General features: G+C 70.9%; 28 protein-coding genes and 3 tRNA genes. 17 read left to right on the plus strand and 14 right to left on the minus strand.

Annotated features, from left to right (window positions below; all coding sequences use genetic code 11):
* Nucleotides 1-6 precede the first annotated feature (6 nt).
* From ACGH48_RS00700 to ACGH48_RS00715, 4 genes are read right to left on the minus strand one after another with little or no spacing between them, the layout of a single operon-like run.
* Entirely contained in the window at nt 7-204 is a 198-nt protein-coding gene (locus ACGH48_RS00700; protein ID WP_123311065.1) for a hypothetical protein, read from the minus strand.
* A gap of 10 nt (nt 205-214) precedes the next feature.
* Nucleotides 215-757 carry a dihydrofolate reductase family protein gene (locus ACGH48_RS00705; protein WP_396289815.1) on the minus strand — a complete coding sequence of 181 codons (543 nt, stop codon included), beginning with the start codon at nt 755-757 and terminating at the stop codon, nt 215-217.
* A gap of 33 nt (nt 758-790) precedes the next feature.
* On the minus strand, nt 791-1126 hold the full coding sequence (locus ACGH48_RS00710) for a hypothetical protein (RefSeq protein ID WP_396289816.1): 336 nt from the start codon (nt 1124-1126) through the stop codon (nt 791-793).
* Nucleotides 1123-2118, minus strand: a complete 996-nt coding sequence (locus ACGH48_RS00715; RefSeq protein ID WP_396289817.1) for an SDR family oxidoreductase — start codon at nt 2116-2118, stop codon at nt 1123-1125. The genes ACGH48_RS00710 and ACGH48_RS00715 overlap by 4 nt, the downstream gene beginning before the upstream one ends.
* 99 nt (nt 2119-2217) lie before the next feature.
* On the opposite strand from ACGH48_RS00715, the gene ACGH48_RS00720 reads away from it, so the two are divergent.
* Nucleotides 2218-2838, plus strand: coding sequence for a hypothetical protein (locus ACGH48_RS00720; RefSeq protein WP_396289818.1), 621 nt, complete (start codon nt 2218-2220; stop codon nt 2836-2838).
* A 12-nt stretch (nt 2839-2850) separates the two neighbouring features.
* Here ACGH48_RS00720 and ACGH48_RS00725 read toward each other — a convergent pair whose 3' ends face one another.
* Genes ACGH48_RS00725 through ACGH48_RS00740 form a run of 4 tightly spaced genes read right to left on the minus strand, consistent with a single transcriptional unit; the run spans nt 2851 to nt 5299 of the window.
* Nucleotides 2851-3624, minus strand: a complete 774-nt coding sequence (locus tag ACGH48_RS00725) for a YqjF family protein (protein WP_396289819.1) — start codon at nt 3622-3624, stop codon at nt 2851-2853.
* The gene (locus ACGH48_RS00730) at nt 3621-4454 is read right to left on the minus strand and encodes a nitroreductase family protein (RefSeq protein ID WP_396289821.1); all 834 of its coding nucleotides are present in this window, start codon (nt 4452-4454) and stop codon (nt 3621-3623) included. Before ACGH48_RS00730 ends, ACGH48_RS00725 begins: the two co-directional genes overlap by 4 nt.
* A 22-nt stretch (nt 4455-4476) precedes the next feature.
* Nucleotides 4477-4851 carry a hypothetical protein gene (locus ACGH48_RS00735; protein ID WP_123311051.1) on the minus strand — a complete coding sequence of 125 codons (375 nt, stop codon included), beginning with the start codon at nt 4849-4851 and terminating at the stop codon, nt 4477-4479.
* A 10-nt stretch (nt 4852-4861) separates the two neighbouring features.
* Nucleotides 4862-5299, minus strand: a complete 438-nt coding sequence (locus tag ACGH48_RS00740; RefSeq protein WP_111083794.1) for an Lrp/AsnC family transcriptional regulator — start codon at nt 5297-5299, stop codon at nt 4862-4864.
* Between the two features lie 246 nt (nt 5300-5545).
* Between ACGH48_RS00740 and ddaH the strand changes: the two genes are divergently transcribed.
* Nucleotides 5546-6448: a dimethylargininase gene (gene ddaH, locus ACGH48_RS00745; protein WP_123311049.1), complete on the plus strand. Its 903-nt coding sequence runs from the start codon at nt 5546-5548 to the stop codon at nt 6446-6448.
* Nucleotides 6448-7677 (plus strand): ornithine--oxo-acid transaminase, encoded by a 1230-nt coding sequence (gene rocD / locus ACGH48_RS00750; RefSeq protein ID WP_396289822.1) that lies wholly within the window; start codon nt 6448-6450, stop codon nt 7675-7677. The genes ddaH and rocD overlap by 1 nt, the downstream gene beginning before the upstream one ends.
* A gap of 85 nt (nt 7678-7762) precedes the next feature.
* On the opposite strand, the gene ACGH48_RS00755 is transcribed toward rocD, so the two are convergent.
* Both ACGH48_RS00755 and ACGH48_RS00760 read right to left on the minus strand, forming a co-directional pair.
* Nucleotides 7763-8755, minus strand: coding sequence for an NAD-dependent epimerase/dehydratase family protein (locus tag ACGH48_RS00755; protein WP_396289823.1), 993 nt, complete (start codon nt 8753-8755; stop codon nt 7763-7765).
* A gap of 43 nt (nt 8756-8798) precedes the next feature.
* Nucleotides 8799-9545: a hypothetical protein gene (locus ACGH48_RS00760; RefSeq protein WP_396289824.1), complete on the minus strand. Its 747-nt coding sequence runs from the start codon at nt 9543-9545 to the stop codon at nt 8799-8801.
* Nucleotides 9546-9663: 118 nt separating this feature from the next.
* On the opposite strand from ACGH48_RS00760, the gene ACGH48_RS00765 reads away from it, so the two are divergent.
* Nucleotides 9664-10674, plus strand: a complete 1011-nt coding sequence (locus tag ACGH48_RS00765; RefSeq protein WP_396289825.1) for an aldo/keto reductase family protein — start codon at nt 9664-9666, stop codon at nt 10672-10674.
* A 68-nt stretch (nt 10675-10742) separates the two neighbouring features.
* Here the strand turns inward: ACGH48_RS00765 and ACGH48_RS00770 are convergent.
* The 3 genes from ACGH48_RS00770 to ACGH48_RS00780 all read right to left on the minus strand — a co-directional run bounded on the left by ACGH48_RS00770 (nt 10743) and on the right by ACGH48_RS00780 (nt 11019).
* Nucleotides 10743-10815: transfer RNA gene (locus tag ACGH48_RS00770), tRNA-Phe, on the minus strand.
* 1 nt (nt 10816) lies between these two features.
* Nucleotides 10817-10893: transfer RNA gene (locus ACGH48_RS00775), tRNA-Asp, on the minus strand.
* 53 nt (nt 10894-10946) lie between these two features.
* Nucleotides 10947-11019 (minus strand) — tRNA-Glu (locus ACGH48_RS00780).
* A 258-nt stretch (nt 11020-11277) separates the two neighbouring features.
* Here ACGH48_RS00780 and ACGH48_RS00785 point away from each other — a divergent pair.
* Together ACGH48_RS00785 and ACGH48_RS00790 are read left to right on the plus strand one after the other, a co-directional pair.
* On the plus strand, nt 11278-12555 hold the full coding sequence (locus tag ACGH48_RS00785) for a peptidoglycan DD-metalloendopeptidase family protein (protein WP_396289826.1): 1278 nt from the start codon (nt 11278-11280) through the stop codon (nt 12553-12555).
* 33 nt (nt 12556-12588) lie between these two features.
* Nucleotides 12589-14061, plus strand: a complete 1473-nt coding sequence (locus ACGH48_RS00790; protein ID WP_396289827.1) for an NlpC/P60 family protein — start codon at nt 12589-12591, stop codon at nt 14059-14061.
* Between the two features lie 169 nt (nt 14062-14230).
* On the opposite strand, the gene ACGH48_RS00795 is transcribed toward ACGH48_RS00790, so the two are convergent.
* Nucleotides 14231-14722, minus strand: a complete 492-nt coding sequence (locus tag ACGH48_RS00795) for an inorganic diphosphatase (RefSeq protein ID WP_111086931.1) — start codon at nt 14720-14722, stop codon at nt 14231-14233.
* A gap of 64 nt (nt 14723-14786) precedes the next feature.
* On the opposite strand from ACGH48_RS00795, the gene tilS reads away from it, so the two are divergent.
* The 11 genes from tilS to lysS all read left to right on the plus strand — a co-directional run bounded on the left by tilS (nt 14787) and on the right by lysS (nt 25413).
* The gene (tilS, locus tag ACGH48_RS00800) at nt 14787-15806 is read left to right on the plus strand and encodes a tRNA lysidine(34) synthetase TilS (RefSeq protein ID WP_396289828.1); all 1020 of its coding nucleotides are present in this window, start codon (nt 14787-14789) and stop codon (nt 15804-15806) included.
* A 9-nt stretch (nt 15807-15815) separates the two neighbouring features.
* Nucleotides 15816-16367 (plus strand): hypoxanthine phosphoribosyltransferase, encoded by a 552-nt coding sequence (hpt, locus tag ACGH48_RS00805; protein WP_111086933.1) that lies wholly within the window; start codon nt 15816-15818, stop codon nt 16365-16367.
* Nucleotides 16368-16502: 135 nt separating this feature from the next.
* A complete protein-coding gene (gene ftsH / locus ACGH48_RS00810) occupies nt 16503-18491 on the plus strand; it encodes an ATP-dependent zinc metalloprotease FtsH (protein ID WP_123311037.1) in 1989 nt (662 codons plus the stop codon).
* A gap of 9 nt (nt 18492-18500) precedes the next feature.
* Nucleotides 18501-19367, plus strand: coding sequence for a dihydropteroate synthase (folP, locus tag ACGH48_RS00815; RefSeq protein WP_396289829.1), 867 nt, complete (start codon nt 18501-18503; stop codon nt 19365-19367).
* Nucleotides 19364-19753: a dihydroneopterin aldolase gene (folB, locus tag ACGH48_RS00820; protein WP_222659116.1), complete on the plus strand. Its 390-nt coding sequence runs from the start codon at nt 19364-19366 to the stop codon at nt 19751-19753. Before folP ends, folB begins: the two co-directional genes overlap by 4 nt.
* The gene (gene folK / locus ACGH48_RS00825) at nt 19750-20325 is read left to right on the plus strand and encodes a 2-amino-4-hydroxy-6-hydroxymethyldihydropteridine diphosphokinase (protein WP_123311033.1); all 576 of its coding nucleotides are present in this window, start codon (nt 19750-19752) and stop codon (nt 20323-20325) included. The genes folB and folK overlap by 4 nt, the downstream gene beginning before the upstream one ends.
* The gene (locus tag ACGH48_RS00830; protein ID WP_123311031.1) at nt 20322-20810 is read left to right on the plus strand and encodes a DUF3180 domain-containing protein; all 489 of its coding nucleotides are present in this window, start codon (nt 20322-20324) and stop codon (nt 20808-20810) included. The genes folK and ACGH48_RS00830 overlap by 4 nt, the downstream gene beginning before the upstream one ends.
* Nucleotides 20811-20837: 27 nt before the next feature.
* Entirely contained in the window at nt 20838-21359 is a 522-nt protein-coding gene (locus ACGH48_RS00835; RefSeq protein WP_111086938.1) for a PH domain-containing protein, read from the plus strand.
* 9 nt (nt 21360-21368) lie between these two features.
* Nucleotides 21369-23126: a PH domain-containing protein gene (locus ACGH48_RS00840; protein ID WP_396289830.1), complete on the plus strand. Its 1758-nt coding sequence runs from the start codon at nt 21369-21371 to the stop codon at nt 23124-23126.
* Nucleotides 23123-23815, plus strand: coding sequence for a Rossmann-like and DUF2520 domain-containing protein (locus ACGH48_RS00845; RefSeq protein WP_222659121.1), 693 nt, complete (start codon nt 23123-23125; stop codon nt 23813-23815). Before ACGH48_RS00840 ends, ACGH48_RS00845 begins: the two co-directional genes overlap by 4 nt.
* A gap of 71 nt (nt 23816-23886) precedes the next feature.
* Nucleotides 23887-25413: a lysine--tRNA ligase gene (gene lysS / locus ACGH48_RS00850; RefSeq protein ID WP_123311025.1), complete on the plus strand. Its 1527-nt coding sequence runs from the start codon at nt 23887-23889 to the stop codon at nt 25411-25413.
* The last annotated feature ends 22 nt before the right edge of the window (nt 25414-25435 follow it).

Raw genomic sequence — 25435 nt, forward strand, 5'->3', positions numbered from 1 at the left:
CTCGGGTCAGTCCTCGACGTCGCCGGCCTCTTCGTCCTCGACGCCGGTCTCGTCCATCCGGTCGCGCAGGTGGTCGGCCATCGCCCCGGCACCCTCGCCGTGGTGGTCGTGGTCGACCTGTTCGATCAGGCCGTGCAGCTTCTCGTGGTTCGTGGCCTCGGTTGCGCCGTCCATGACGGGCTCGGTCTGCTCGTTGTCGCTCATGCCGCGGACGCTACGCCGTGGTGGCTGCGGACCGGTAGTGCAGTTCCACGGCGCCGCCGGTGAAGGGCGTCGTCCCGACCAGCTCGAACACCGGGGTCGGCGCGGCGACCGGCAGGAGTGGTGCGCCGGCACCGAGCGCCACCGGCATCACGGTGACGCGGAGCTCGTCGAGCAGCCCGGCCTGCTGGTACTGGGCAGCGAGCAGTCCACCGCCGACGACCCAGACGTCGCGCTCGCCGGCTGCCCGTTCGAGGTCGGCCTGGTGGTCCGCGACCTCGCCCGAGACGAAGTGCACCTCGGCGCCGTCCGGCACCGGCAGGTCGCGCGTGGTGAACACCCACGTCGCCAGGTCCGGGTACGCCCACGTGTCGTCGTGCTCGAGCAACCACTCGTACGTGGTCGAGCCCATGACGATCGCGCCGATGCCCGCGAAGAACCGGTCGTGGTGCTCCTGGAACGGCTCGAAGCCGAACTGCAGCAGCCAGTCGAGGTCGTCGTCGGGTGCGGCCACGAAGCCGTCCATCGAGGACGCGACGGAGTAGGTGGTGCTCATGTCCCGGACGCTACCGAGCACCTCTGACAGGCGTCAGCGGCGACCGCCACGTCCGACGACGGCCACCTCGGCGACGGTGAGTGCCGCGGCGATCCACACCTGCTGCAGGGCGAACCGGCGGCGCTGCGGGTCGAGGGCGAGCGGGACCATCGTCGCGCCGTGTGCCGCGTCGACGAGGGCGCTGAGCGTGTGCGCGTTCCCGGTGCCGGCGCGTGCGACGAGTGCGGCCTGCGCGAGCTGCCGGACGCCGAGCACGCCGTGCAGCACGGCCTGGTCGCGTCGCCGGAACGAGCGGCTCAGATGCCAGAGCCCGAGGACCGCTCGGCCCAGCTCGACCGGCGACGCCCCCGCTCGTGCACGGCGCGTCATCGTCGTCGTCCTGCCACGAGTGCGACGGCTCCGACTGCACCGATCGCCGCCCCGATGATCCCGTTGCCCATCCGCCGGTGCTCCACCCACCAGGTCTGCGGCGACCAGGCGTGTGCCGACTCGTCGAACACGCCGTGCGCACCGTGGTCGCCCGGCACCGGCTCGTACAGGTTGTCCTGCAGCTCGAGGCCGTCCTTGTCCGGCGCCTGCTGCCCGGAGACGAGCGTCTTGGCGGCGTACCAGTCGGCGAAGCGTCCGCTGATCCGGTTGCCGAGGATCGTGTAGACCGTCGACTCACCGACCCAGGTGCGACGGCGAGGGCGCTCGGCGACGGCAGCGATCGCGCGGGCGCCGACCTCGGGCTGGTAGATCGGGGCGACCGGCTGCGGGTGGTGCGGCAGCTTCGACTTCACCCACCCGAACTGGATCGTGTTCAGCGCGGGCATGTCCACCCGCGAGACCTTCACCTTGCTGCCCTGTTCGAGCAGCTCGGAGACGACGGACTCGGTGAACCCGACGATCGCGTGCTTCGCGCCGCAGTACGCGGCCTGCAGCGGGATGCCGCGGAAGCCGAGCGCGGATCCGACCTGGACGACGTGCCCCTGACCGCGGGGCACCATCCGCGAGAGCGCGGCGCGGGTGCCGTTGACGAAGCCGAGGTAGGTGACGTTGAGGGCCCGTTCGAAGTCCTCTGGCGCGGTGTCCAGGAACTTGCCGAACACTCCGACCATCACGCCGTTCACCCACAGGTCGATCGGCCCGAGTTCCTGCTCGACGCGGTCCGCCGCCGCCTCGACCGCCGCACGGTCGGACACGTCGGCGACCAGCGCCAGTCCACGGCGTCCGGTGGCCTCGACCTCGGCGACCGCGGCGTCGACGCCCTCCTGCCCGCGGGCGAGGACGGCGACGTCCCACCCCCGCGCGGCGAGCTCCCGGACGGTCGCCCGTCCCAGTCCTGCGGATCCACCGGTCACCACTGCCACTCGAGTCATGGCTCCCTTGTACCTGCGGTCGGCCGTGCACCACTCAGCCGGTGTCCCCCGAAGCGACGGCCCTGGACCAGGCCGGCACCGACCGGCCATGCTGGCCACGTGGACGCTCGCGACCCCGAGACCGACGGCACCGCCGAGGAGGCACCGCCCGGCTGGGTCCTGAACACACCGACCCGGCCGCTCGAGGTCTGGACGTACCCGGTGCTCGTCCTGCTCCTCGCTGCCGCACACGTCGCGCTCGGCATCGCCTTCGGTGGTGCGTTGGCGCTCGTCGTCGGGGTGTCCGCCGCGGTGGTGACGACCGCCGGTGCCGTTGCCCTGTTCGTGACGGGTCGGCACGCGTACGACGAGCAGAGCCGCGACGCCTCGTGGCGGTGCCACGTCACCCGCGTGGTCGTGGCGGTCGGGAGCGTCGGCATCGTCTCGGTCACCACCCTGACCGTCGGGTTCCCCTTCGGCGCCCTGTTCGGTGCGGTCGCCGGCGTTCCGACGGCGTTCCGCTTCGCTCGCTCCGTGCCGCGGATCGATCACCTCGTCGTCGCGTGGACAGCACTCGCGGTCGCCGTGTGCTGCGTCGTCCTGGCGGTCCTCGGCCTGACGCTCCCTGATCTCCCCGACTCCCGGAGCACCTTCTGGACGTTCGGTGCGGCCTTCGGGGTGATCAGCGCCGTTGTGGCCGTGCACCAGTTCGTCGTCGCGCGTAGGTCACCCCACGACTGATGCCCGGCGGCCTCAGCGTCCCCGACCGAACCGCGTCGTGACCCCCGGCGAGTAGAGCACCGAGTCCGGCTCCAGCTCGGTCAGCCCGAAGGGCAGCCCGGCGGCGCCGACCAGGTCGTCCCGCAGCGACACCACCGAGGCCCGGTGCAACGGCCACGCGTCGTGCTCGTTCGGCCAGAACCGTGTCCGCCCGGCCCGGTGCACGTGCATGCCCCACCGCGCGGTGAGGAACGTCTCGAGCGCACTCGGCTCGGCGAGCTCGTCGCCGACCCGCACGTCGACCAGGGACCGCAGGTGGGTCCCGTGCCGCCGCATCGCGTACCCGACGCGGCCGTCGCCGCTCCGTGACTTGGCGTCCGCCCACCAGTAGGGCAGCCCGGTGGCCACGCGTGCGCCGAGCGTCGGCAGGAGCTTGCCGGCGTCGAGCGACAGGAACACGACGCCGTGCTGGCCCTGTTCGTCGACCGTGTAGACGCGGACGTTCACCTCGACGAAGTCGCCGATCGAGCCGGTCCGCCCGAGCGCCCCGAGGGGCGGGAACCGGGTGTCCTCGAACCGGAACGCGATGAGGCCCACCCAGGTGGTCACCCCGTCGTCGGTCCCGTCGAGCGCCATCGTGTCGGGCCGGGTGCCGGCCGGCAGCAGCGGGGCCACCGCTGATAAGTCGACGCGCCAGTGCACGAAGACGACGTCGAGCCAGTCCTGCGAGATCCAGGGGCGGCCCGGCAGGCCGGGGGCGACGGCCTGGAGGCCCGGGGTGCTCTGGGTGGGTCGGGTGTCGGTCACGATGTGGTCGCCTCCGGTTCGATGTGGGGTGCGACGGACGCGTCGTCCCACCCCTGCTGCGGGGTGTCGCATGTGTCGCGGAACACGTACTGCGAGGGTCGCTTCCGCTCGCTCGACGTCCAGTCGATGGCCGGACGTCGTCGTTCCGGTGGCAGGTACCCGATCCGGTAGACGGCCATCAGCTCGAGCGACTCGGGCACACGGAGCAACCCCTCGATCTCCGCCCAGGCGCCAGGGGTCTCCATCGGGAAGGACACGAACTGGATCCCCAGGCCGAGCTCGGTCGTCGCGAGCCAGATGTTCTCCATCGCCGCGCCCATGCTGAACACCGAGTAGAAGCCGGACAGCTCCTCCTTCCGGTACTCGTGGCGGTCGAGCATCACGCCGATCAGCAGCGGCGACCCGGCGACGAGCTTCCGGTTCTCCTCACCGAGGCTCTGCGGTACCCGGAGCGTGTTCATGAGCAGCTGCCCGCGCTTCGTGAACACCTGCTTCGTGAACGGCCGGAGCGGCCCGGGCAGCTTGTCGAACAGCATGCCGTCGCGCCGCTCGTCCATCTCGGCCTGCGAGAACCGGAAGTACGGCTTGTACCGCTCGAAGAACGTCCCCTCGGCCATGGTGCGGGTCATCGAGCTGCCGCTGATCGCGGCGACGCGGTCGATCGTGTCGCGCTCCTCGACCAGGACGAAGCGCCACGGCTGGCTGTTCAGCTGCGACGGGGCCCGGCCGGCGAGCTCCATGAGGAGCCGTTGGTGTTCCTCGGACACCGGATCGGGCAGGAACGCCCCGTTCGTGGTCCGGCGGCGTCGGATGGCCTCGAAGAGCTCCACTGCTTCCCCTCGTGTCTCGTCGTCACGGTCGACGCCGCACCAGCAGCGCCCCCAGGTAGGACGGCGCGGCGGCCACCGCGGTCTTCCAGTGTGCTCCGGAGCGCGGGTTCGTGCGTGGCGCGAGTGCGAGGGGGACGAGTGCGGGCAGCAGGAACAGCGCCGAACGGTCACGGGTCCACAGGGGGGTCGTCGCGGCGGCCCCGGTGAGTGTCGCGGTCACGACGAACAGTCCGTGGTGCACGACGCGGAGCTTCTTGGTCCGGATCAGCCGGACGGCGACCGCGGTGCCCCAGAGGCAGTTCGCGACGTAGGCGACGCTCGCAGCGGTGACCAGCCGTCGGGCCGGGCGCGATCCCGTGGGCGGTGATCCGCGCCTCCCGGTCGTGTTCCGTGCCATCTGCCGGACGTTACGCGGTGTCGCGACTGACCAGCTTGGAGAGCACGATCGCGGACCGCGTGTGGTCCACCTGCGGTGCGAGGCGGACCTTGTCGAGCGCTTCTTCCAGCGCGGACAGGTCCTTCGAGCGCATGTGCACGACGGCGTCGGCGCTCCCCGTGACCGTGCCGGCGTCGATGACCTCCGGCACGGTGTCGAGCAGGGCCCGGAGTTCGTCGGGGGAGACGGTGCCGCGGCAGTACAGCTCGACCCAGGCCTCGGTCCCGCGGTCCTCGACGGCGGGGTCGACCTTGATCGTGAAGCCCTGGATGACACCGTCGCCGACGAGCCGGTCGACACGGCGCTTGACGGCCGATGCCGAGAGTCCGACCACCGACCCGATGTCGCCGTAGCCGGCGCGGGCGTTGTCCCGGAGTTGATCCAGGATGCGGTGGTCGAGCGAATCCATTGCACCCATCGTACGCGGACTTCTTGCGAGGTCGGCAGGTCGGACGCACGAAACGTGCGTCACCCGAACGGGTGCCACGGCGCTTTGCCGCCGGTGCTGCACTTGCCGGACGGTCTGTGTCAGGATCGTCGTGGCGTCGACCTGGTCCGCTACGGCGAGTGAGCCTGCATCTCGCCGGAGCACCTCTCCTTCGTTCCGTTTCGGTTCCTGGCAGGCTCGGGCCCCGGTCCCTTCTCAGGAGGACTGATGTCGAACACCGCACCCTCGACCACCGATGCACCGGCCCGCACCGCCACCAAGCGGACGATCCTGATGTGCAAGCCGGACTTCTACACGGTGAGCTACCGGATCAACCCGTGGATGCACCCGGAGGAGCCGACCGACACGTCGAAGGCCGTCGCCCAGTGGCAGACGCTCGTCGACGTGTACGAGCAGCTCGGCTTCGACATCTCGTACATCGACCCCATCGACGGCCTGCCGGACATGGTCTACGCGGCCAACGGCGGGTTCGTCCTCGACGGCATCGCGTACGGCGCGAAGTTCCAGTACCCCGAGCGCCAGCCCGAGGGCCCGGCGTACATGGACTGGTTCCGTCAGGCCGGCCTGACCGTCGCCGAGCCGGAGCAGACCAACGAGGGCGAGGGCGACTTCCTGCTCATCGGCAACACGATCTACGCCGGCACGGGCTTCCGGTCGGACAGCACCTCGCACGACGAGCTCGCGACGATCTACGGCCGCGAGGTCGTCACCCTCAAGCTCATCAACCCGAGCTTCTACCACCTCGACACCGCCATCGCCGTGCTCGACCCCGAGCCCGCCGCTGACGGCACCAGCAACATCGCGTACCTCGAGAGCGCCTTCGACGAGCCCTCGCTGGCGATCCTGCGCGAGCGCTTCCCGGACGCGATCATCGCCACGGAAGAGGACGCCGCGATCCTCGGCCTGAACTCCTACTCCGACGGGTACAACGTCGTGATCGCCGCCCGGGCTGTTCGGTTCGCCGAGCAGCTGAAGGAGAAGGGCTACAACCCGATCGGCGTCGACCTGTCCGAGCTCCTGCTCGGCGGTGGCGGCGTGAAGTGCTGCACGCTCGACCTGCACCCGGTCGGCACCGGCACCTCGGTCGCGCGTTCGCTCGGGGTCAGCTGATGGCGGCGGCAGCGTCGCTCGGGGTCAACACCGCGGCGGCGCTCGCCGTCGAGGACCGCGCCCTCGCACACAACTACAGCCCGCTGCCCGTCGTCATCGCGTCGGGTGCCGGAGCGACCGTCACCGACGTCGACGGCAAGCAGTACCTGGACGGTCTCGCCGCGTACTCGGCGGTGAACTTCGGCCACGGCAACCCCCGGCTGCTGGACGCCGCACGGGCGCAGCTCGACCGGGTCACGCTGACGAGCCGGGCGTTCGTGAACGACCAGCTCGGGCCGTTCGCCACGGCACTGGCGGCGTTGACGGAGACCGAGATGGTCCTGCCGATGAACACCGGTGCCGAGGCCGTCGAGTCCGCGATCAAGGTGTCCCGCGCCTGGGGTTACCGGGTGAAGGGTGTCCCCGCGGACCGCGCGACCATCATCGTGGCGTCCGGCAACTTCCACGGGCGCACCACCACGATCATCTCGTTCTCCGACGACCCCTCCGCCCACGACGACTTCGGGCCGTTCACGCCCGGCTTCCGCACCGTGCCGTACGGCGATGCCGAGGCTCTGCGTGCGGCCATGGACGAGACCGTCGTCGCCGTCCTGCTCGAGCCGATCCAGGGCGAGGGCGGCGTGGTCATCCCGCCGGCGTCGTACCTCCCTGAGGTCCGGCAGGTCTGCGACGAGTTCGGTGCGCTGTTCGTCGCCGACGAGATCCAGTCCGGTCTCGGCCGCACCGGTCACACCCTCGCCGTGCAGCGCGTCGGGGTCCGACCCGACCTCATCACGCTCGGCAAGGCGCTCGGCGGCGGGATCGTCCCGGTGTCCGCGGTCGTCGGCTCGGCGTCCGTCCTCGGGGTGCTGCGTCCCGGTGAGCACGGTTCGACCTTCGGCGGCAACCCGCTCGCCGCTGCCGTCGGGGCCGAGGTCGTCGCGATGCTCGGCGAGGGCACGTTCCAGCAGCGCGCCCTCGACGGCGAACCGTTGCTGCGCGGACTGCTCGACGACCTGCTCGGTTCCGGGGTCGTTGCGCACCGCGTCGCCGGACTCTGGGCCGGGATCGACATCGACCCCGCGCTCGGCACCGGCAAGGAGATCTCCAAGGACCTGGCCGACCGCGGGCTCCTCGTGAAGGACACCCACGGGTCGACGATCCGCTTCGCCCCGCCCCTGGTCGTCACCGACGACGAGCTGCGCACAGCGATCGGGACGCTGGCGGACGTCCTGGCTGCGCGCGCTTGACCGTTCGGTCCGTCCGCGGAACCAGGTTCCGGACACGACACCGCGCTCTTCCGTGGTGCTGTGTCCGGAACCTGGTTCCGGCCCGTCACACAGCCCAGCGCGCCGCTAGCTCGTCCATCAGGGTGTCGAGCCGCTCGTCGACGACCTGCTCCTCGGGGTGCGCCTCGTACCAGGCGATGACCTCGCGGACCCCCTGCCGGTAGGGCGTCCGCGGCCGATACCACGGCACGAGCGACCGGACCTTGCTGTTGTCGAACACCGAGCTGTTCGCCTTGTCGCCGAGCAGCGCCGCACCCCACTCCGGATCCACCGCGTTGATCGCATCCGCCGGCACGTGCACGATCCGCAGGTCGTCGACGCCCGCCGCTGCCGCGATCTCGTGCGCGATGGCGTTCCACGTCGGTGCCTCGTCGCTCGTGATCGTGAACGCCTCACCGATCGCCTCGGCACGGTCGAGGAGCCCCGTGAACCCGACCGCGAAGTCACGGCTGTGCGTCAGCGTCCAGAGCGAGCTGCCGTCCCCGGTGATGATGATCGGCTTGCCGGCTCGCATCCGCGCCACGGCGGTCCACCCACCGGTCAGGGGCAGCTTCGTCTCGTCGTAGGTGTGCGACGGCCGCACGATCGTCACCGGGAAGTCCTGTTCCCGGTACGCCGCCATCAGGAGTTCCTCGCACGCGATCTTGTCCCGCGAGTACTGCCAGTACGGGTTCTTCAGCGGCGTCGACTCCGTGATCGGCAGGTGCGTCGCCGGCGTCTGGTACGCCGAGGCCGAGCTGATGAACACGTACTGCCGCGTCCGCCCGGCGAAGAAGTCGACGTCGGCCTGCACCTGGTCCGGCGTGAAGGCGATCCAGTTCACGACGACGTCGAAGTGGCGGTCGCCGAGTGCGTCCGCCAGGGCGCTGCGGTCCGACACATCGGCCTGGAGGCGCGTCACACCCTCCGGGATCGGCCTGCCCCCGGTGGTCCCACGGTTCAGGACCGTGACGTCGTGGCCCTGTTCCGTCGCCTCCCGCACGCAGGAGGCGCTGATCACGCCGCTCCCGCCGATGAACAACACGCTCGCTCCGGTCATGGATGCTCCCTCGCTTCCGGCGGCACCTCTCCGTGCCGCACTCCTACCGATCCTGCACCCCCACGTCGGGGCGGGCGCGGAGCACGACGTGCAGCGAGGTGGTCTCTGCAGCCCAGCTCGCCGCGTGCGGGCTGATCCAGCCGAGCAGCTCGACCGCGTAATCGTGGTCCCGCTGCAGGTCTCGCGCGTGGATGGGCTCGTGGTGCGCAGCCCGGTTGCGGACGAAGTGCAGCTGCTGCAGTCGACGCCGGACCTCGCGTTGACGGGTCAATGAGTCTGCGGGTCCGTTGGGGAAGGCCCCGTGGAGCGCAGGCGTCCACAGCGCGGTCAGGTACCGCGACTCGACGAGGTAGCGCCAGAACCCGAAGCTGAGTTCCGCGATCACCCTTCCGTGGACTTCGTCGCGACGTCCGTCACGACTCGCGCGCGCCCGTGCCTTCGCAAGGTCAGTACGTCCGCGAACGTCCAACGGGGCGATGTCGAACCAGGGCGCCCCGGTGCGAGCCGCCGCCCAGGCGCGGAGTTCGCGGTCGAGCGCGTTGCGCGCGAACACCTCCACGGCGCCGGTGATCTCCAAGACCGAGGCCGCGGCTCGCATGTTCCACTCGTACAGCCGCAACGCACTGGTCGCGGACCCTGTCTGCTCGGTGTACGAGCGGAGCCGCTCAGGGGTGATCAGCCGTTCAAGCTCGTCTTCCTGCATCTCGCCCCTGCCTGCTACCGTTGTCGGCGAAGACCCCGGAACGATCACTGGCTCAAGCCACATCGCCGGGGTTTCGTCTTCCCCCACCGCTCCTGAAACATCAGCGTACAGCGCCGCGCCGCGTTGCCGAGAACGCGGCGACGACGTCGGACTACCGTCACGGGTCGAGCCGCATCGACGCGGCCACGACAGGAGTGACACGCACATGGAGTACCGCTACCTCGGCAACTCGGGCCTCAAGGTCTCCGAGATCACCTACGGCAACTGGCTCACCCACGCATCCCAGGTCGAGAACGACGCGGCGATCGCCTGCGTCAAGGCCGCCCTCGAGGTCGGCATCTCGACGTTCGACACCGCCGACGTCTACGCCAACACCGGCGCGGAGACCGTCCTCGGCGAAGCGCTCAAGGGGGAGCGGCGCCAGTCGCTCGAGATCGCCACGAAGGTGTTCGGGCCGACCGGGCCCAAGGGTCACAACGACACCGGGCTGTCCCGCAAGCACATCCTCGAGTCGATCGACGGCTCGCTCGGCCGCCTGCAGACCGACTACGTCGACCTGTACCAGGCGCACCGCTTCGACCACGAGACCCCACTCGAGGAGACGATGCAGGCGTTCGCCGACATCGTGCGCCAGGGCAAGGTCCTGTACGTCGGCGTGAGCGAGTGGACCGCGGACCAGCTGCGTGCCGGCGCCGCCCTGGCGAAGGACCTCGGGTTCCAGCTCATCTCGAACCAGCCGCAGTACTCGGCGCTGTGGCGCGTCATCGAGGAAGAGGTGGTGCCGACCTCGAAGGAGCTCGGCATCTCGCAGATCGTCTGGTCCCCGATCGCCCAGGGGGTCCTGACCGGCAAGTACAAGCCGGGTCAGCCGCTGCCCGAGGGCTCACGCGCCACCGACGACAAGGGCGGCGCGGACATGATCAAGCGGTTCATGCGCGACGAGGTGCTGTCCTCGGTGCAGGAGCTCGAGCCGATCGCGAAGGAGCTCGACCTGTCGATGGCGCAGCTCGCCGTCGCCTGGGTGCTGCAGAACGAGAACGTCGCGAGTGCGATCATCGGGGCGTCGCGTCCGGAGCAGGTGCACGACAACGCGGGTGCTGCCGGCGTCACGATCCCGGCGGAGCTGCTCAGTCGGATCGACGATGCCCTCGGTTCCGTGGTCGAACGCGACCCGGCGAAGACGAACGACAGCAGCCCGAAGACCCGCGAGGCCTAGCGCCGCCCCAAGTCAGACGGCTCAGACAACGGAAAAGGCCCCCTGCCGAAGCAGGGGGCCTTCACCGGTGGCTGGACACGGCATCGATCCGTGGACCTTTCGATTTTCAGTCGAACGCTCTACCAACTGAGCTATCCAGCCGTGGCGACCCTGACGGGACTTGAACCCGCGACCTCCGCCGTGACAGGGCGGCACGCTAACCAGCTGCGCTACAGGGCCATGTTGAATTGCTGTGGTGTTGCTCAGTACTACTTGCTCGCTCACTCGGAGAGTGACCCCAACGGGATTCGAACCCGTGCTGCCGCCGTGAAAGGGCGGTGTCCTAGGCCACTAAACGATAGGGCCGCAAGTGGTGCTTCGCGCTACCGATGGACAAGCATACGGATGCCCCGGGGGGTTCGCAAATCGGGCCCCGTTCCCGCGGAACTCCCGGCGTGTCGCGCCCGTCCGGCACCGGGTGTCGAGGTTGCGGTGCGAGCATCGTCGTCGGCTCCGCGCCCCTCGTCCGAGGGGCTGCGGGGCTGCGACACCTGTTGTTACTGTTGCGTCTGTTAACAGTGTTACGTGCGTGAGCCTTGCCGCGCTGTTACGAAATCGAGATACATGTCGACCTCACCTTCGCTCTCCCTCCGCAACCGCAGCCGCCTCGTCGCCGCCGCGGTCGCCGTCGCGCTCGCCGGCAGCACCCTCGCGGTCCTCACCCCGGCGACGTCGGCCAGCGCCGCGAGCTACCCGAGTTGGTCCGAGGTGCAGAAGGCCAAGTCCTCGACGAGTGCCCAGCAGGCGAAGGTCACCGAGATCAAGTCGCTCATCTCGACCCTGGAGTCCGAGGCCGCTGCCAAGCAGAAGGCCGCACAGGCCGCCGGCGAGGCCTACCAGGCCGCACAGAACAAGTACGACGAGGCAACGCTCGAGCAGAAGACGCTCCAGTCCCAGGCGGACGACGCCGAACAGACCGCCGCACAGTCCGAGGAGCAGGCCGGCCAGCTCGCCGCGCAGCTCGGTCGGGCCAGCGCCAACGACGTGACGACCGACATCCTCACGCACCCCTCGGACTCCGGTGACCTGCTCTACGAGCTCGGCGCCATGTCGAAGCTCAGCGAGCAGGCCGACGGCATCTACTCGCAGGCGTCGCAGGACCGCGGCACCGCCCAGGCGCAGGCCGACAAGGCGGACAAGGCCAAGGCGGCCCTGGGCGACCTCGCCGACGCGGCCCAGTCGAAGATGCAGCAGGCCCAGGGTGCTGCCGACGCGGCACAGACCGCCGTCGACGCCCAGAACGACAACGAGTCGCGGCTCGAGGCCCAGCTGACCGCCCTCACCACGAAGCAGCGCGGGGTCGAGGCCGACTACCGCAAGGGCGTCGCCGCCGAGAAGGCACGACAGGCCCGCATCGCCGCGGCTGCGGCCAAGGCAGCCGCGAAGGCCGCGGCGACGAGCCAGGGCGGCACCGGCGGCGGGACGGCCAACTCGGCCGGGTGGGTCCGCCCGGCCGGCGGCTTCCAGACGAGCGGCTACGGCATCCGTGTCGACCCGTACACGCACTACACGGCACTGCACGCCGGGGTCGACCTCGCTCCCGCCTGCTACGCCCCGATCTACGCCGCCCACGACGGCACCGTGACCTTCGCGGGCAACGGCGGCGGGTACGGCAACGAGGTCATCCTGGACAACGGCGGCGGCATCTCGACGGCCTACGGGCACATCGTCGACGGCGGGATCATGGTCGCGAACGGCCAGCACGTCTCCGCTGGGCAGCAGATCGCCAAGATCGGTTCGACCGGCTGGTCGACCGGGTGCCACCTCCACTTCGAGACCCGGGTCAACGGTGCTGCCGTCGACCCGGTCCCCTTCATGGCAGCGCGGGGGATCTCGGTATGAGCATCAGCGCAGCCGGGATGCGTTGACCCCGCCATGATCCTGTCCGCTCGCTCGTTCTCCTGCGGGATCGCCACCGTCGCCGTGCTCGGCATCGGGCTGTCGGTCGTCGTCGCGGGACCCGCCCAGGCCGCGCTGTCGGCACCGTCCTGGGACGACGTCAAGGCCGCGAAGTCGGATGCCGCCGACGCGCAGCAGACGGTGGACGAGCTGAGCGACCGGCTGACCGCACTGCAGGACGCCGCGGACCGCGCAGGCATCGTCGAGCAGCAGGCCGGGCAGGCGTACGCCCTCGCCGCATCGCAGCAGCAGGAGGCGAAGGACACCCTCGCCGACCTGTCCGCGCAGTCGAAGCGCGCGAAGGACAAGGCGGACGACTCCGCTGGTCAGGTGGCCGCGCTCGTGGTCGAGCTGTCCCGCACGGGCGGCGGCGACCTGTCGACGACGATGCTCACGGACGCGTCCGACTCCGGGGACCTGCTCTACCGCGTCGGCACGATGTCGCACCTGTCCGAGCGATCGGCGACGATCCTCGCGCAGGCCCGCTCCGACCAGAAGACGGTGGACTCTCTCGCCGACCAGCAGGCCGTCGCCACGACGGCGCTGAGCAAGGCGACCGAGGCGACGAAGACCGCCTTCGCCACCGCCAACGACGTCTCGGCCGACGCCCAGGCCCGGGTGCAGAAGCAGCAGGACCAGCAGGACGAGGTCCTCCGCCAGCTCGCGTACCTCAAGGGCACGAGTGTCGCGACGGAGAGCGCCTACTGGAGTGCGCAGCAGGCCAAGGCGGCGGAGACCGCCCTGGCGGCCCAGACGAGCGGCGGCGGCAGCAGCAGCACCAACAACAGCAGCGGCAGCGGCAGCACCACCACCAACAACAACAACAACGGCGGCGGCACCAACAGCGGCACGAACCCGAGCACCGGCTCCGGTACGAGCCCGAGTACCGGCGGCGGCACGACCACCCCGTCGCGTCCGAGCACCCCGTCGAAGCCGAGCACGCCGGCCGCACCCGCACCCGCACCCGCGCCCGCGCCCGCCAAGCCGAGCACGCCCACCCCCTCGAAGCCGAGCACCCCCGCACCCACCACCCCGGCGCCGGCCCCGAGCAGCCCCTCGAAGGCCGCCGGTGCGATCTCCTACGCCCGCGGGCAGCTCGGCAAGCCCTACGTCCTCGGCGGCGCCGGCCCGAACACCTGGGACTGCTCCGGCCTCGTCATGATGGCGTACAGCTCGCAGGGCATCGCGACCGGTGGGCACAACGTCGTCTGGCAGTACAACTACTTCGGATCGATCGGCCGCCTCGTGCCGCTCTCGCAGCGCCAGCCCGGCGACATCCTCTTCTACTCGTCGAACGGAACCGCGTCAGGCGGTTACCACGACTCGATCTACACCGGCAACGGGATGATGGTCGAAGCGGCCCGACCGGGTGTCGGCGTGGTCGAGCGGGCGGTCTGGACGCCGAGCCAGCTCCTGCCCTACGTCGCCCGCCCGAGCGGCTCCCTCTAGCCCGCGCCCGGTCGTTCCCAGAACGGCCGCGGTAGCAAGCGAGATCGGGCATACCTGCCCGGATCAACGGGCCAGGTACGCCCGATCCCACCAGGTACCCCCCCGACCCCGCCCGACAGAACGGCGCCCGCCCTCCGATGGAGAGCGGGCGCCGTTCGCGTGCGGAGCGTCAGTGACCAGCGGGCACGTACGCGGCCTGGCCGGCCTGCACGATGGCCTCGGCCTCGGCGGCGTCGCCCCAGCCCTCGGCCTTGACCCACTTGTTCGGCTCGAGGTCCTTGTAGCGCTCGAAGAAGTGCGCGATCTCGGCCTTCGTCTGCTCGTCGACGTCCGAGATGTCCTGGATGTGCGTCCAGCGCGGGTCCTTCGCGGGGACCACGAGGACCTTCTCGTCCTTGCCGGCCTCGTCGCTCATCTTGAAGACGCCGACCGGGCGCACCTTGACGCCCACGCCGGGGAACGTCGGGAACTCGAGGAGCAGCAGCGCGTCCACGGGGTCGCCGTCGTCGGCCAGGGTCTTCTCGAAGAAGCCGTAGTCGGTCGGGTAGACGAACGACGTGAACAGCACGCGGTCGAGGTAGACGCGACCGGTCTCGTGGTCCACCTCGTACTTGTTGCGGCTGCCCTTGGGGATCTCGACGACGACGTCGTACGCGGCCATGTCTGCACTCCTGGTGTGTCGGTGGGGCTGTCGGTGGTCCCGAGAGCGCGGCTAACGTTACCGGGTGAACTCTCCGCGTCCCCGGCTGGACCCTGCCGTCGCCGAGACCCGCCTGGCGGTCCGCAACCTGCTCGCCACCGCGCTCGACGACGGGGTCGTCGCCGCGGGCGACCTCGTCCTGGTCGCGCTGAGCGGCGGACCGGACTCGCTCGCGCTCGCCGCGGCCACCGCGTTCGAGGCGGGCAAGCAGGGGCTCCGAGCCGGGGCAGTGGTCGTCGACCACGCGCTCCAGGCGGGCTCCGAGGCGGTCGCGAGCCGCGCCTCCCGGCAGGCATCCGAGCTGGGACTCGACCCGGTGACGGTCCGCAGGGTCACGGTCGGCTCCGACGGTGGTCCGGAGGGAGCCGCCCGGGAGGCCCGTCACGCGTCGATCGCGGACGTCGCGTCCGCCACCGGGTCGCGTCTCGTGCTGCTGGGGCACACCCTGGACGACCAGGCCGAGACGGTGCTCCTGGGCCTGCTGCGCGGCAGCGGGCCGGACAGCCTGTCGGGCATGCTGCCGCTCGCGCGGCGGGAGCCGGGGCCGGCGTACGGGCGCCCGCTGCTCGCGGTGCGCCGGCACACGACGCGGCAGGCCTGTGCCGCAGCCGGGCTGGCGCCGTGGCACGACCCGCAGAACGACGACGGCACATTCGCCCGGGTGCGCGTGCGGAACGCGCTCATGCCGGTGCTCGAGCGCGAGCTCGGTGCCGGGGTACCAGAAGCGCTGGCGCGGACGGCCGACCAGCTCCGAGAGGACTCGGCGGCACTCGACCACTTCGCCGAGGAGATCGCGGAGGACATCGCCGAGCACACCGAGGCCGGCATCTCGCTGTCGGTGCGGGCACTCGCGGCGAACCCGCCCGCGCTCCGGCAGCGGCTCGTGCGCCTGGCGGTCGAGAGCGAGTTCGGGGTGACGCTGTCACGGGTGCAGACGCTCGAGGTCTGCCGGCTCGTCACCGACTGGAGTGGACAGGGACCGATCGACCTGCCGGGCGTCCGGGCGTCGCGATCCGGTGACCGCCTGTCGTTCAGTGCCGGTTAGGCTGGACCGGTGGAACTCTCCGACGTCCAGGCAGACCTGTCCGAAGTCCTCTTCACCCCCGAGCAGATCGACGACAAGCTCGCCGAACTCGCGGCGGTCGTCGACGCCGACTACGCGGGTCGCGACCCCCTGCTCGTCGGTGTCCTGAAGGGTGCCGTCATGGTGATGGCGGACTTCTCACGCCACCTGAAGATGCAGGCGCGCATGGACTGGATGGCGGTGTCGTCGTACGGCTCCGGCACGAAGTCGTCCGGTGTGGTGCGGATCCTCAAGGACCTCGACACCGACCTGCACGGCCGCGACGTCCTCATCGTCGAGGACATCATCGACTCCGGTCTGACGCTGTCGTGGCTCAAGCAGAACCTGCAGTCCCGTGGTGCCGCGAGCGTCGAGATCGTCGCCCTGCTGCGCAAGCCCGAGGCCGCCAAGGTCGAGGTCGATGTGAAGTACGTGGGCTTCGACATCCCGGACGAGTTCGTGGTCGGCTACGGCCTGGACTACGACGAGCGCTACCGCAACCTGCGCGGCGTGGGCGTCCTGGCGCCCCACGTGTACTCGTAACCCGTCCAGGGGGCACGTGCCTCGGGTCGAGTTCGCCCGCAGAGGACACCCATTCTCGCCACAGAATCGCGGCCGTATGCTGACCTGCACGCAACTTCGGCAGAGAAAGGTGTCGGGCACTCGCGCCCGGATCACATGAACTTCAAGCGCATCTTCCGCGGCCCGTACCTCTACGTGCTGATCGCGCTGGCGGGCATCTTCATCGGCTGGAGTGTCATCAGCCAGGGCAGCACGACCGAGGTCAGCACCCAGAAGGGCCTCGAGCAGCTCGCCGACAGCAAGGTCTCGTCCGCGATCGTCAACTCCACCGAGCAGCGGGTCGACCTGACGCTCCGTGACGGCGACAAGCAGGAGCAGTTCTACTACTCCACGCCCCGCGGCGAAGAGGTCATCCAGGCCGTCAACGACGCCAACCTGCCGAAGGGCTACGACGACCGTGTGCAGCAGGGCAACTGGTTCCTGTCGCTCCTCGGTGTCCTGCTCCCCTTCCTGATCATCGGTGCCCTGTTCTGGTTCCTGCTCTCGAGCGCCCAGGGCGGCGGCTCGAAGGTCATGCAGTTCGGCAAGTCGAAGGCCAAGATCAACAACAAGGAGAACCCGCAGGTGTCGTTCGCCGACGTCGCGGGCTCCGACGAGGCGATCGAGGAACTCCACGAGATCAAGGAGTTCCTGAAGGAGCCGGCGAAGTTCCAGGCCGTCGGCGCCAAGATCCCGAAGGGCGTGCTGCTGTACGGCCCTCCCGGGACCGGCAAGACCCTGCTCGCCCGCGCCGTCGCCGGCGAGGCAGGCGTGCCGTTCTACTCGATCTCCGGTTCGGACTTCGTCGAGATGTTCGTCGGTGTCGGTGCGAGCCGTGTCCGTGACCTCTTCGAGCAGGCCAAGGCGAACTCGCCGGCCATCGTCTTCATCGACGAGATCGACGCCGTCGGACGCCACCGCGGTGCCGGCATCGGCGGCGGCAACGACGAGCGCGAGCAGACGCTCAACCAGCTGCTCGTCGAGATGGACGGCTTCGACGGCAAGACGAACGTCATCCTCATCGCCGCGACGAACCGTCCCGACGTGCTCGACCCCGCGCTCCTGCGTCCGGGCCGCTTCGACCGTCAGATCGGTGTCGACGCTCCGGGCATGGCCGGCCGCAAGCAGATCCTCGAGGTGCACGCGAAGGGCAAGCCGCTCGCCGCGAGCGTCGACCTCGAGCTGCTCGCCCGCAAGACGCCGGGCTTCACCGGTGCCGACCTGGCGAACGTCCTGAACGAGGCCGCGCTGCTGACCGCCCGGTCGAACGCGCAGCTCATCGACAACCGCGCGCTGGACGAGGCCGTCGACCGCGTGATGGCGGGCCCGCAGCGCCGGACCCGGATCATGTCCGACCAGGAGCGCCTGATCACCGCGTACCACGAGGGCGGCCACGCCCTGGCGGCTGCGGCGATGCGGCACACCGACCCGGTCACGAAGATCACGATCCTGCCGCGCGGCCGTGCCCTCGGCTACACGATGGTGCTCCCGCTCGAGGACAAGTACTCGGTCACCCGCAACGAGCTGCTCGACCAGCTCACCTACGCCATGGGTGGTCGCGTCGCCGAGGAGATCGTGTTCCACGACCCCACCACCGGCGCCTCGAACGACATCGAGAAGGCCACCGGCACCGCGCGCAAGATGGTCACCGAGTACGGCATGAGCCAGGCCGTCGGGTCCGTCAAGCTCGGGTCCGGGTCGAGCGAGCCGTTCGTCGGCCGCGACATGAGCGGCGGGACCGGTCGCGACTACTCGGAGAACATCGCCCAGACCGTCGACGCCGAGACCCGTGCGCTGCTCGAGGCCGCGCACAACGAGGCCTACCAGGTGCTCAACGACAACCGCGACATCCTCGACCGCCTGGCCGGCGAGCTCCTCGAGAAGGAGACGCTCGACGCCCCGGAGCTCGTGGAGATCTTCAAGGACGTCCGCAAGCTGCCGGAGCGCCCGCAGTGGCTCTCCAGCGACAAGCGTCCGGTGAGCAACCTGCCCGCGATCGACGTGCCCGGGCAGGCCGCCGCCACCGCAGCGGACCAGTCGGACAGCGAGTCGACCTCGAAGCCCCGTCGTCGCCCCTTCGGCAACCCGGGTATCGCCCCGGCGTAGGGGGCCGGCATGACCGACCTGCCGACGAGACGTGCTCGTCGGCTCGACACCCGCGGCGGTCCGACACCGGACCGCACGCGGGTGTTGGGCATCCTCAACGTGACGCCGGACTCCTTCAGCGACGGCGGGCTGCACCAGGCCTACGACGCCGCCGTGCAGCACGCGCGTGACCTCGTCGCCGCGGGTGCCGACATCATCGACGTCGGCGGGGAGTCCACGCGGCCGGGCTCCGAGCGCGTGCCGGTGCCGGTCGAACAGGAGCGCGTCCTGCCGGTCGTGCGGCAGCTCGTCGCCGAGGGCATCTCGGTGAGCGTCGACACGATGAACGCCTCGACCGCCGAGCGTGCCGTCGAACTCGGAGCCGCGATCGTCAACGACGTGTCCGGCGGTCTGGCCGATCCGGACATGGCCCGCGTGGTCGCGTCGACCGGGGCCGGCTTCGTGGTCATGCACTGGCGCGGCCACAGCGACCGGATGTACCGGAACGCCGAGTACGTGCACGCCGTCGACGAGGTCCGGCGCGAGGTCGAGATGCGGGTCGCCGAGCTCATCGTCCTCGGGGTGCGCCAGGAACAGGTCGTCATCGACCCGGGCCTCGGCTTCGCCAAGCAGGGCGTGCAGAACTGGGAGATCCTGGCCGGGTACGAGCGGTTCGCCTCGATCGGCCTGCCCGTGCTCGTCGCCGCATCACGCAAGCGGTTCCTGGACGGCGTCGGCAGCCCCGAGGGCGCCCCGCCGAAGGACCGCGACCTCGCCACCGCCGCCATCAGCCTGCTCGCCGCCGAACGCGGCGCGTGGGGGGTGCGCGTGCACGACCCGGCACCGACCCGTGCCGTGCTCGACGTCTGGGACGCCTGGAGGGCAGCTCGCTCGTGAACGACACCATCCGCCTCGTCGGGGTCCGCGCGCGCGGCCACCACGGGGTCTTCGACCACGAACGCGCCGACGGTCAGGACTTCGTCGTCGACGTCGCCGTGGAACTCGACGCCCGCGCCGCTTCGGGCAGCGACGACCTCGACGCCACCGTGCACTACGGCGTGCTCGCCGAGCAGGTCGTCGCCGAGATCGAGCGCGACCCGGTGGACCTCATCGAGACCCTCGCCGAACGCATCGCGGCCGCTGTGCTGACCCACCGTGCGGCCCTGGCGACCGAGGTCACCGTGCACAAGCCGCAGGCGCCGATCACCGTGCCGTTCACCGACGTCTCGATCACCATCCGCCGTGCCCGCGGGGCGACCGTGCCGGACGAGGGAGCAGCGTGAGCCGCGTCGTCGTCGCGCTCGGCGCCAACCTCGGCGACCGGGGGAGCACCCTCCGCGCCGCGGCCCGCGCGGTCGCTGCGCTGCCCGGCGTGCACCCGGTGGCCTCGAGCCACGAGGTCGAGTCCGTCGCCGTCACGCTGGACGGCCGCGACGACACCAAGCCGCGGTACCGCAACGCCGTCGTCGTCGTCGACACCGACCTCGAGCCGCAGGCGTTCCTCGACGCCCTGCACGGCATCGAGGACGAGCACGGCCGGACCCGTGACGTCCGCTGGGGCGACCGGACCCTCGACCTCGACGTCGTCGCCGTCGACGACCTGCGCATCGACACCGCCACGCTCACCGTGCCGCACCCCCGCGCCGCCGAGCGGGCCTTCGTGCTCGCACCGTGGCTCGACGCCGACCCCGCGGCCGTCCTGCCCGGCGTCGGCCCGGTGGCCGACCTGCTCGCCGCCGTGGGGGACGACACCGAGCGCGTCGACGAGCCGCGCCTGTTCGCGGACGTGCGCCGGGCCTCCCGGACGACCGCGGTCCCCGCGACCTCCACGGAAGGGAACGTGACCAGCGCGTGAAGCCGACCCGTCTCTCCACCCTGTTCAGCATCGCCGTCGTGACCGCGGTGGCGGGCTTCGCGTTCGACGCGGTGCTGGCGTCGCGCCAGTCGCCGACGCTGCTGCTCGCCGTACCGCTCGGCATCACGCTCGCGTTCATCGGGGTCGCCGTCGTGCTCATGGCGCGTCCCGTCCGCCGGCACGCCCGCGACGGCGCCGGGCGGCAGCGCCCGGTCGACCCGCTCTACGCCACCCGCGTCGTGGTCCTCGCGAAGGCCTCGAGCATCTGCGGCGCCCTGTTCGGCGGCTTCGCGATCGGGCTGGTCGTGTACCTCCTGACCCGCTCGGTGACGCCTTCGCTAGGCTCGACCCTGCCGAACGTGGTCGCCGTCGGGGGCGGGATCGTGCTGACGGTCTGCGCACTCGTGGCAGAGCGCATGTGCATCGCACCTCCTGGTGACGACGACGAGCCGGGCGACCCCCGCAACGGCACGACGGCGAACTGACCCGAGCACACCCCCTGGAGGCCCGCGATGGCGCGTGAACGACTCGACGAGCCGGGGCTCGGCCTGACCGGCATCGACTGGACCAGGGTGTCCGCCAAGCTCGTGTGGACGGAACTCATCACGACGCTGGTGATCGGGCTCGTGGTGACCGCCGGCCTGGTCCTGATCGGGATCGTGAACGACGGTTTCGGCTCGGGCGCCGGCACGGTCTGGTTGCTCATCGGCATCGTGGTGCTCGTCATCACGCTGGTCACCGCGGCCCTCACGCCCCGCCGTGTCCGCGCGATCGGCTACGCCCTGCGCGACGACGACCTGGTGGTCCGCCGCGGACTGATGTGGCAGCGGTTCACGGCCGTGCCGTACGGCCGGATGCAGCTCGTCGACGTGGCCAGGGGTCCGCTCGACCGCGCACTCGGCATGAGCGAGCTGAAGTTCGTCACCGCTGCCGCCGCCACGAACGTCCGCATCCCCGGCATCCCGGCCACCGACGCCGACGAGCTGCGCGACCGGCTCGTCGAACTCGCCGAGTCCCGCCGCGCCGGGCTGTAGGGGGTCGCGGTGACCTTCCGACCCGGCCCGCCGCCGCCCACCCCGCCCACACGCGGGAACGCCGCTGCGGCCGCGCCCCTGACCGACGGCGAGTGGCACCGCCTGCACCCGCTGACCCCGCTGCTGAAGGGCGGGATCTTCCTGATCGTCATCCTCGGCTACGTGCTGAACAGCCTGCGCGACCAGCTCGTCGAGTTCTTCATCCCCGGCGGCGAGCAGCAGGACGGCGACCCGGTCCGCTACGTGTACGAGCACGGCGTCGTCGGCTGGGTGCTGCTCGGCGTCGCGGTGTTCCTGCTCGTGCTGATCGGGCTGTTCTACCTGTCCTGGCGGATGCACGAGTTCCGGGTCACCGGCGAGATCGTCGAGGTCCGTTCCGGCGTGCTGTTCCGGAACCACCGCAAGGCCCGACTCGACCGGATCCAGGGCATCAACATCTCGCGGCCGCTCATCCCGCGGGTGTTCGGCACCGCGAAGCTCGAGATCGCGCAGGCCGGCAACGACGCCAACGTCCAGCTCGCGTACCTGGGGGTGCGGGCCGCCGACGACCTGCGGTCGCGCATCCTCGTGCTCGCGTCCGGCGCGAAGGACGACGACCGCGGCAGCGGTCCGGCGCGTGCGTCGAACGGCGTGCTGCAGGACCGCGTCGACGAGATGTTCTCGCCGGAACTCGACCCCGCCGCCGTGCACGCGACCCGGATCGTCAAGGTCAAGCCCGGACGCCTCATCGCGTCGATGCTGCTCTCCGGCACCACCGTCTTCATCCTGCTGGCCGTGGCCGCGATGATCGTCAGCGTCGCGCTCACCGGCGAGTACGGGATCCTGTTCGGGCTGTTCCCCGCGGTGATCGGTGCGGGGAGCTACTACGTCCGCAAGTTCTCGCGGTCGTTGCAGTACACGATCGCCGAGACCCGTGACGGCATCCGGATCGGGTTCGGGCTCGTCTCGACCTCGAACGAGACGCTGCCCCCCGGCCGCATCCACGCCGTCAGTGTCGCGCAGCCGCTGCTCTGGCGCCCGTTCGGCTGGTGGGACGTCCGGATCAACCGCGCGACGAACGCCGGCAACGGTGCGTCGAGCAACCAGCAGGCGTCCGCGATCGTGCTGCCCGTGGGCACCGCGGCCGACGTCCGCGAGGTCCTCGACATCATCCTGCCCGGCCTGGTCGGCACGGTCGTCGCCGGCCCCGAGGCGTCCCAGGAGGCCCTGCGGGAAGGCTCCGCCGAGGCCGTCAGCGTCGTCGACGACAGCCTGACCACGAGTGGTGACCAGGGTGGCTTCGTGCACTCCCCACGCCGCGGTGCCTGGCTCCGACCGTTCGCGTTCCGACGCAACGGGTACCGGTTCGTGCAGGGCGCCGTGCTGCTGCGGCTCGGCGCCGTCTGGCGGTCGCTCGTCATCGTGCCGCTGCCCCGGGTGCAGAGCGTCAAGGTCGAACAGGGCCCGCTCGAGCGTGCCCTGCGTCTCGCCGCCGTCCACGTGCACACCGTCGCCGGGCCGGTCTCGGCCCGCGTCGGTGCGCTCGACGCGCGGGACGCGCAGCGCCTGTGGTCGGAGACCACCCACCGAGCCGTCGAGGCCGCTGCGGTCGACACGTCCCACCGGTGGCGCGAACGGGAGGCCCGTCCCGCGTCCGTCACGGACGCTGCGGACGTGCCGTGGCCCGAGACCAGTGCCCCTGCCGGACCGGACGCCGACCACCGGCCCGGCACCGTGCCTCCCGGCCCGGGGTGGAGCGACGTCCCGCCGTCCGGAGCCGTGCGGTGAGGGCCGGGCGCCTGGGCGTCGGCGTCGTCGGCGCCGGACGGGTCGGACCCGTGCTCGGAGCCGCACTGGCGAACGCGGAGCACGCGGTCGTCGGCGTCACCGCAGTGTCCGCCGAGGGGCGCGACCGTGCCGAGGCCATGCTGCCGGGCGCTCCCGTGCTCGCGACGCCGGACCTGGTCGAGCGGAGCGAACTCGTGCTCCTCGCCGTGCCGGACGACCAGCTGGCCTCGCTGGTGCAGGGTCTGGCGGACGCCGGCATCTGGCAGCCCGGCCAGCTCGTCGTGCACACCAGCCCGGACCACGGTGTCGGCATCCTCGCCCCCGCGATGGCGGCGGGTGCGATCCCGCTCGCCATCCACCCGGCGATGGCGTTCACCGGCACGAGTGTCGACCTGTCGCGGCTGCGTGACGCCTACTGCGCGGTGACCGCACCCTCGCCGGTGCTGCCCATCGCGCAGGCCCTGGTGGTCGAGATGGGCGCCGAGCCGTTCGTCGTCGCCGAGGGGGACCGGCCCGCGTACGCCGATGCCGTCCGCGCCGCCGTGAGCTTCTCGACCGCGATCGTGGACCAGTCTGCGGGAACGCTGTCCGGCATCGGCGTGGACCACCCCGGCCGGGTGCTCGGTGCGCTCGTCCGCTCCGCCGTGGACAACGCGCTGACGGCGGCCGACGGGCAGTCGACGCTGTAGCGAGTCCGGGGCGGGAGCGCGGCGCGGGTAGCATTTCCCCCGACCCCCACGACCATCGGAGCCGCACCCGCATGACCGACGAGACCGCCACCACCGACACCGCGATCGCCGACGCCGCCGCACTGGCCGAGCAGGAGACCAGCGAGCAGCGACAGGTCCGGCTCGACAAGCGCGCGAAGCTGCTCGAGTCCGGCATCGAGGCGTACCCCGCCGAGCTCCCGATCACGACGACGATCCCGGCGGTCCGCGAGCAGTACGCGCACCTCGAGACGGGTGAGGAGACGCAGGACGTCGTCGGCATCGCCGGCCGCATCGTGTTCTCGCGCAACACCGGCAAGCTCTGCTTCGCGTCGCTGCAGTCCGGCGACGGGTCCCGCATCCAGGCGATGGTGTCCCTGGCCGAGGTCGGTGACGAGTCCCTCGCGCGCTGGAAGGAGTTCGTCGACCTCGGCGACCACGTGTTCGTGCACGGCCGCGTGATCTCCTCGCGCCGCGGTGAGCTGTCGATCATGGTCGACGAGTGGGCCATCGCGGCGAAGGCGATCCTGCCGCTGCCGAACCTGCACAACGAACTCAACGAGGAGACGCGGGTCCGTCAGCGCTACCTCGACCTCATCGTCCGCGACGAAGCGCGCGCCACCGTCCGCGCCCGCGCCGCCGTGATGTCCTCGCTCCGCCAGACGTTCACGGCGCACGAGTACCTCGAGGTCGAGACGCCGATGCTGCAGACGCAGCACGGCGGCGCCTCGGCCCGACCGTTCGTGACGCACTCGAACGCGTTCGACACCGAGCTCTTCCTGCGCATCGCGCCGGAGCTCTTCCTGAAGCGTGCCGTCGTCGGCGGCATCGACCGGGTGTTCGAGATCAACCGGAACTTCCGCAACGAGGGCGCCGACTCGTCGCACTCGCCCGAGTTCGCCATGGTCGAGGCGTACCAGGCCTACGGCAACTACGAGCAGATGGCCGACCTGACCCAGGAGCTCGTGCAGAGCGCTGCGCGGGCGGTCACCGGCGGCTCGCTCGAGGTCACCCTGCCCGACGGCAGCACCTACGACCTCGGCGGCGAGTGGCCCCGCATCGACATGTACGGCTCGCTGTCCGAGGCCGCCGGGCGCGAGATCACCCCCGAGACCCCGCTGTCCGAGCTGCAGGAGCTCGCGGCGGCCGAGGGTGTCGAGGTCGCGCACGCCACGCACGGCAAGTACGTCGAGGAGCTCTGGGAGCACTTCGTCATCGACTCGCTCGACCGCCCGACGTTCGTGATGAACTTCCCGGTCGACACCTCGCCGCTCACCCGCGAGCACCGCACCCGTCCCGGCATCGTCGAGAAGTGGGACCTGTACGTCCGCGGCTTCGAGCTCGCGACCGCCTACTCCGAGCTCGTCGACCCCGTCGTCCAGCGGGAGCGCTTCGTCGAGCAGGCGAAGCTCGCGGCCGGCGGCGACCCCGAGGCGATGCGCGTCGACGAGGAGTTCCTGCGGGCCCTCGAGCACGCGATGCCGCCGTCCGGCGGCATGGGCATGGGCGTCGACCGCCTGCTGATGGCGATCACCGGCCTCGGCATCCGCGAGACGATCCTGTTCCCCCTGGTGAAGTAGCCCGCCCACAGTTCGGCGGCGC

The sequence above is a fragment of the Curtobacterium pomorum genome, from assembly GCF_044497295.1.
In the GTDB taxonomy this organism is placed as follows: Bacteria; Actinomycetota; Actinomycetes; order Actinomycetales; family Microbacteriaceae; genus Curtobacterium.

Bases quoted from the DNA above. Each gene is read 5' to 3' on its own strand.
- lysS (WP_123311025.1), top strand. From the start codon at position 23,887: ATGACCGACGAGACCGCCACCACCGACACCGCGATCGCCGACGCCGCC.
- ACGH48_RS00700 (WP_123311065.1), bottom strand. From the start codon at position 204: ATGAGCGACAACGAGCAGACCGAGCCCGTCATGGACGGCGCAACCGAG.
- ACGH48_RS00785 (WP_396289826.1), top strand. From the start codon at position 11,278: ATGTCGACCTCACCTTCGCTCTCCCTCCGCAACCGCAGCCGCCTCGTC.
- ACGH48_RS00705 (WP_396289815.1), bottom strand. From the start codon at position 757: ATGAGCACCACCTACTCCGTCGCGTCCTCGATGGACGGCTTCGTGGCC.
- ACGH48_RS00790 (WP_396289827.1), top strand. From the start codon at position 12,589: ATGATCCTGTCCGCTCGCTCGTTCTCCTGCGGGATCGCCACCGTCGCC.
- ACGH48_RS00735 (WP_123311051.1), bottom strand. From the start codon at position 4,851: ATGGCACGGAACACGACCGGGAGGCGCGGATCACCGCCCACGGGATCG.
- ftsH (WP_123311037.1), top strand. From the start codon at position 16,503: ATGAACTTCAAGCGCATCTTCCGCGGCCCGTACCTCTACGTGCTGATC.
- ACGH48_RS00765 (WP_396289825.1), top strand. From the start codon at position 9,664: ATGGAGTACCGCTACCTCGGCAACTCGGGCCTCAAGGTCTCCGAGATC.
- ACGH48_RS00795 (WP_111086931.1), bottom strand. From the start codon at position 14,722: ATGGCCGCGTACGACGTCGTCGTCGAGATCCCCAAGGGCAGCCGCAAC.
- ACGH48_RS00740 (WP_111083794.1), bottom strand. From the start codon at position 5,299: ATGGATTCGCTCGACCACCGCATCCTGGATCAACTCCGGGACAACGCC.
- ACGH48_RS00755 (WP_396289823.1), bottom strand. From the start codon at position 8,755: ATGACCGGAGCGAGCGTGTTGTTCATCGGCGGGAGCGGCGTGATCAGC.
- ACGH48_RS00710 (WP_396289816.1), bottom strand. From the start codon at position 1,126: ATGACGCGCCGTGCACGAGCGGGGGCGTCGCCGGTCGAGCTGGGCCGA.
- ddaH (WP_123311049.1), top strand. From the start codon at position 5,546: ATGTCGAACACCGCACCCTCGACCACCGATGCACCGGCCCGCACCGCC.
- ACGH48_RS00715 (WP_396289817.1), bottom strand. From the start codon at position 2,118: ATGACTCGAGTGGCAGTGGTGACCGGTGGATCCGCAGGACTGGGACGG.
- ACGH48_RS00835 (WP_111086938.1), top strand. From the start codon at position 20,838: ATGGCGCGTGAACGACTCGACGAGCCGGGGCTCGGCCTGACCGGCATC.
- folP (WP_396289829.1), top strand. From the start codon at position 18,501: ATGACCGACCTGCCGACGAGACGTGCTCGTCGGCTCGACACCCGCGGC.
- rocD (WP_396289822.1), top strand. From the start codon at position 6,448: ATGGCGGCGGCAGCGTCGCTCGGGGTCAACACCGCGGCGGCGCTCGCC.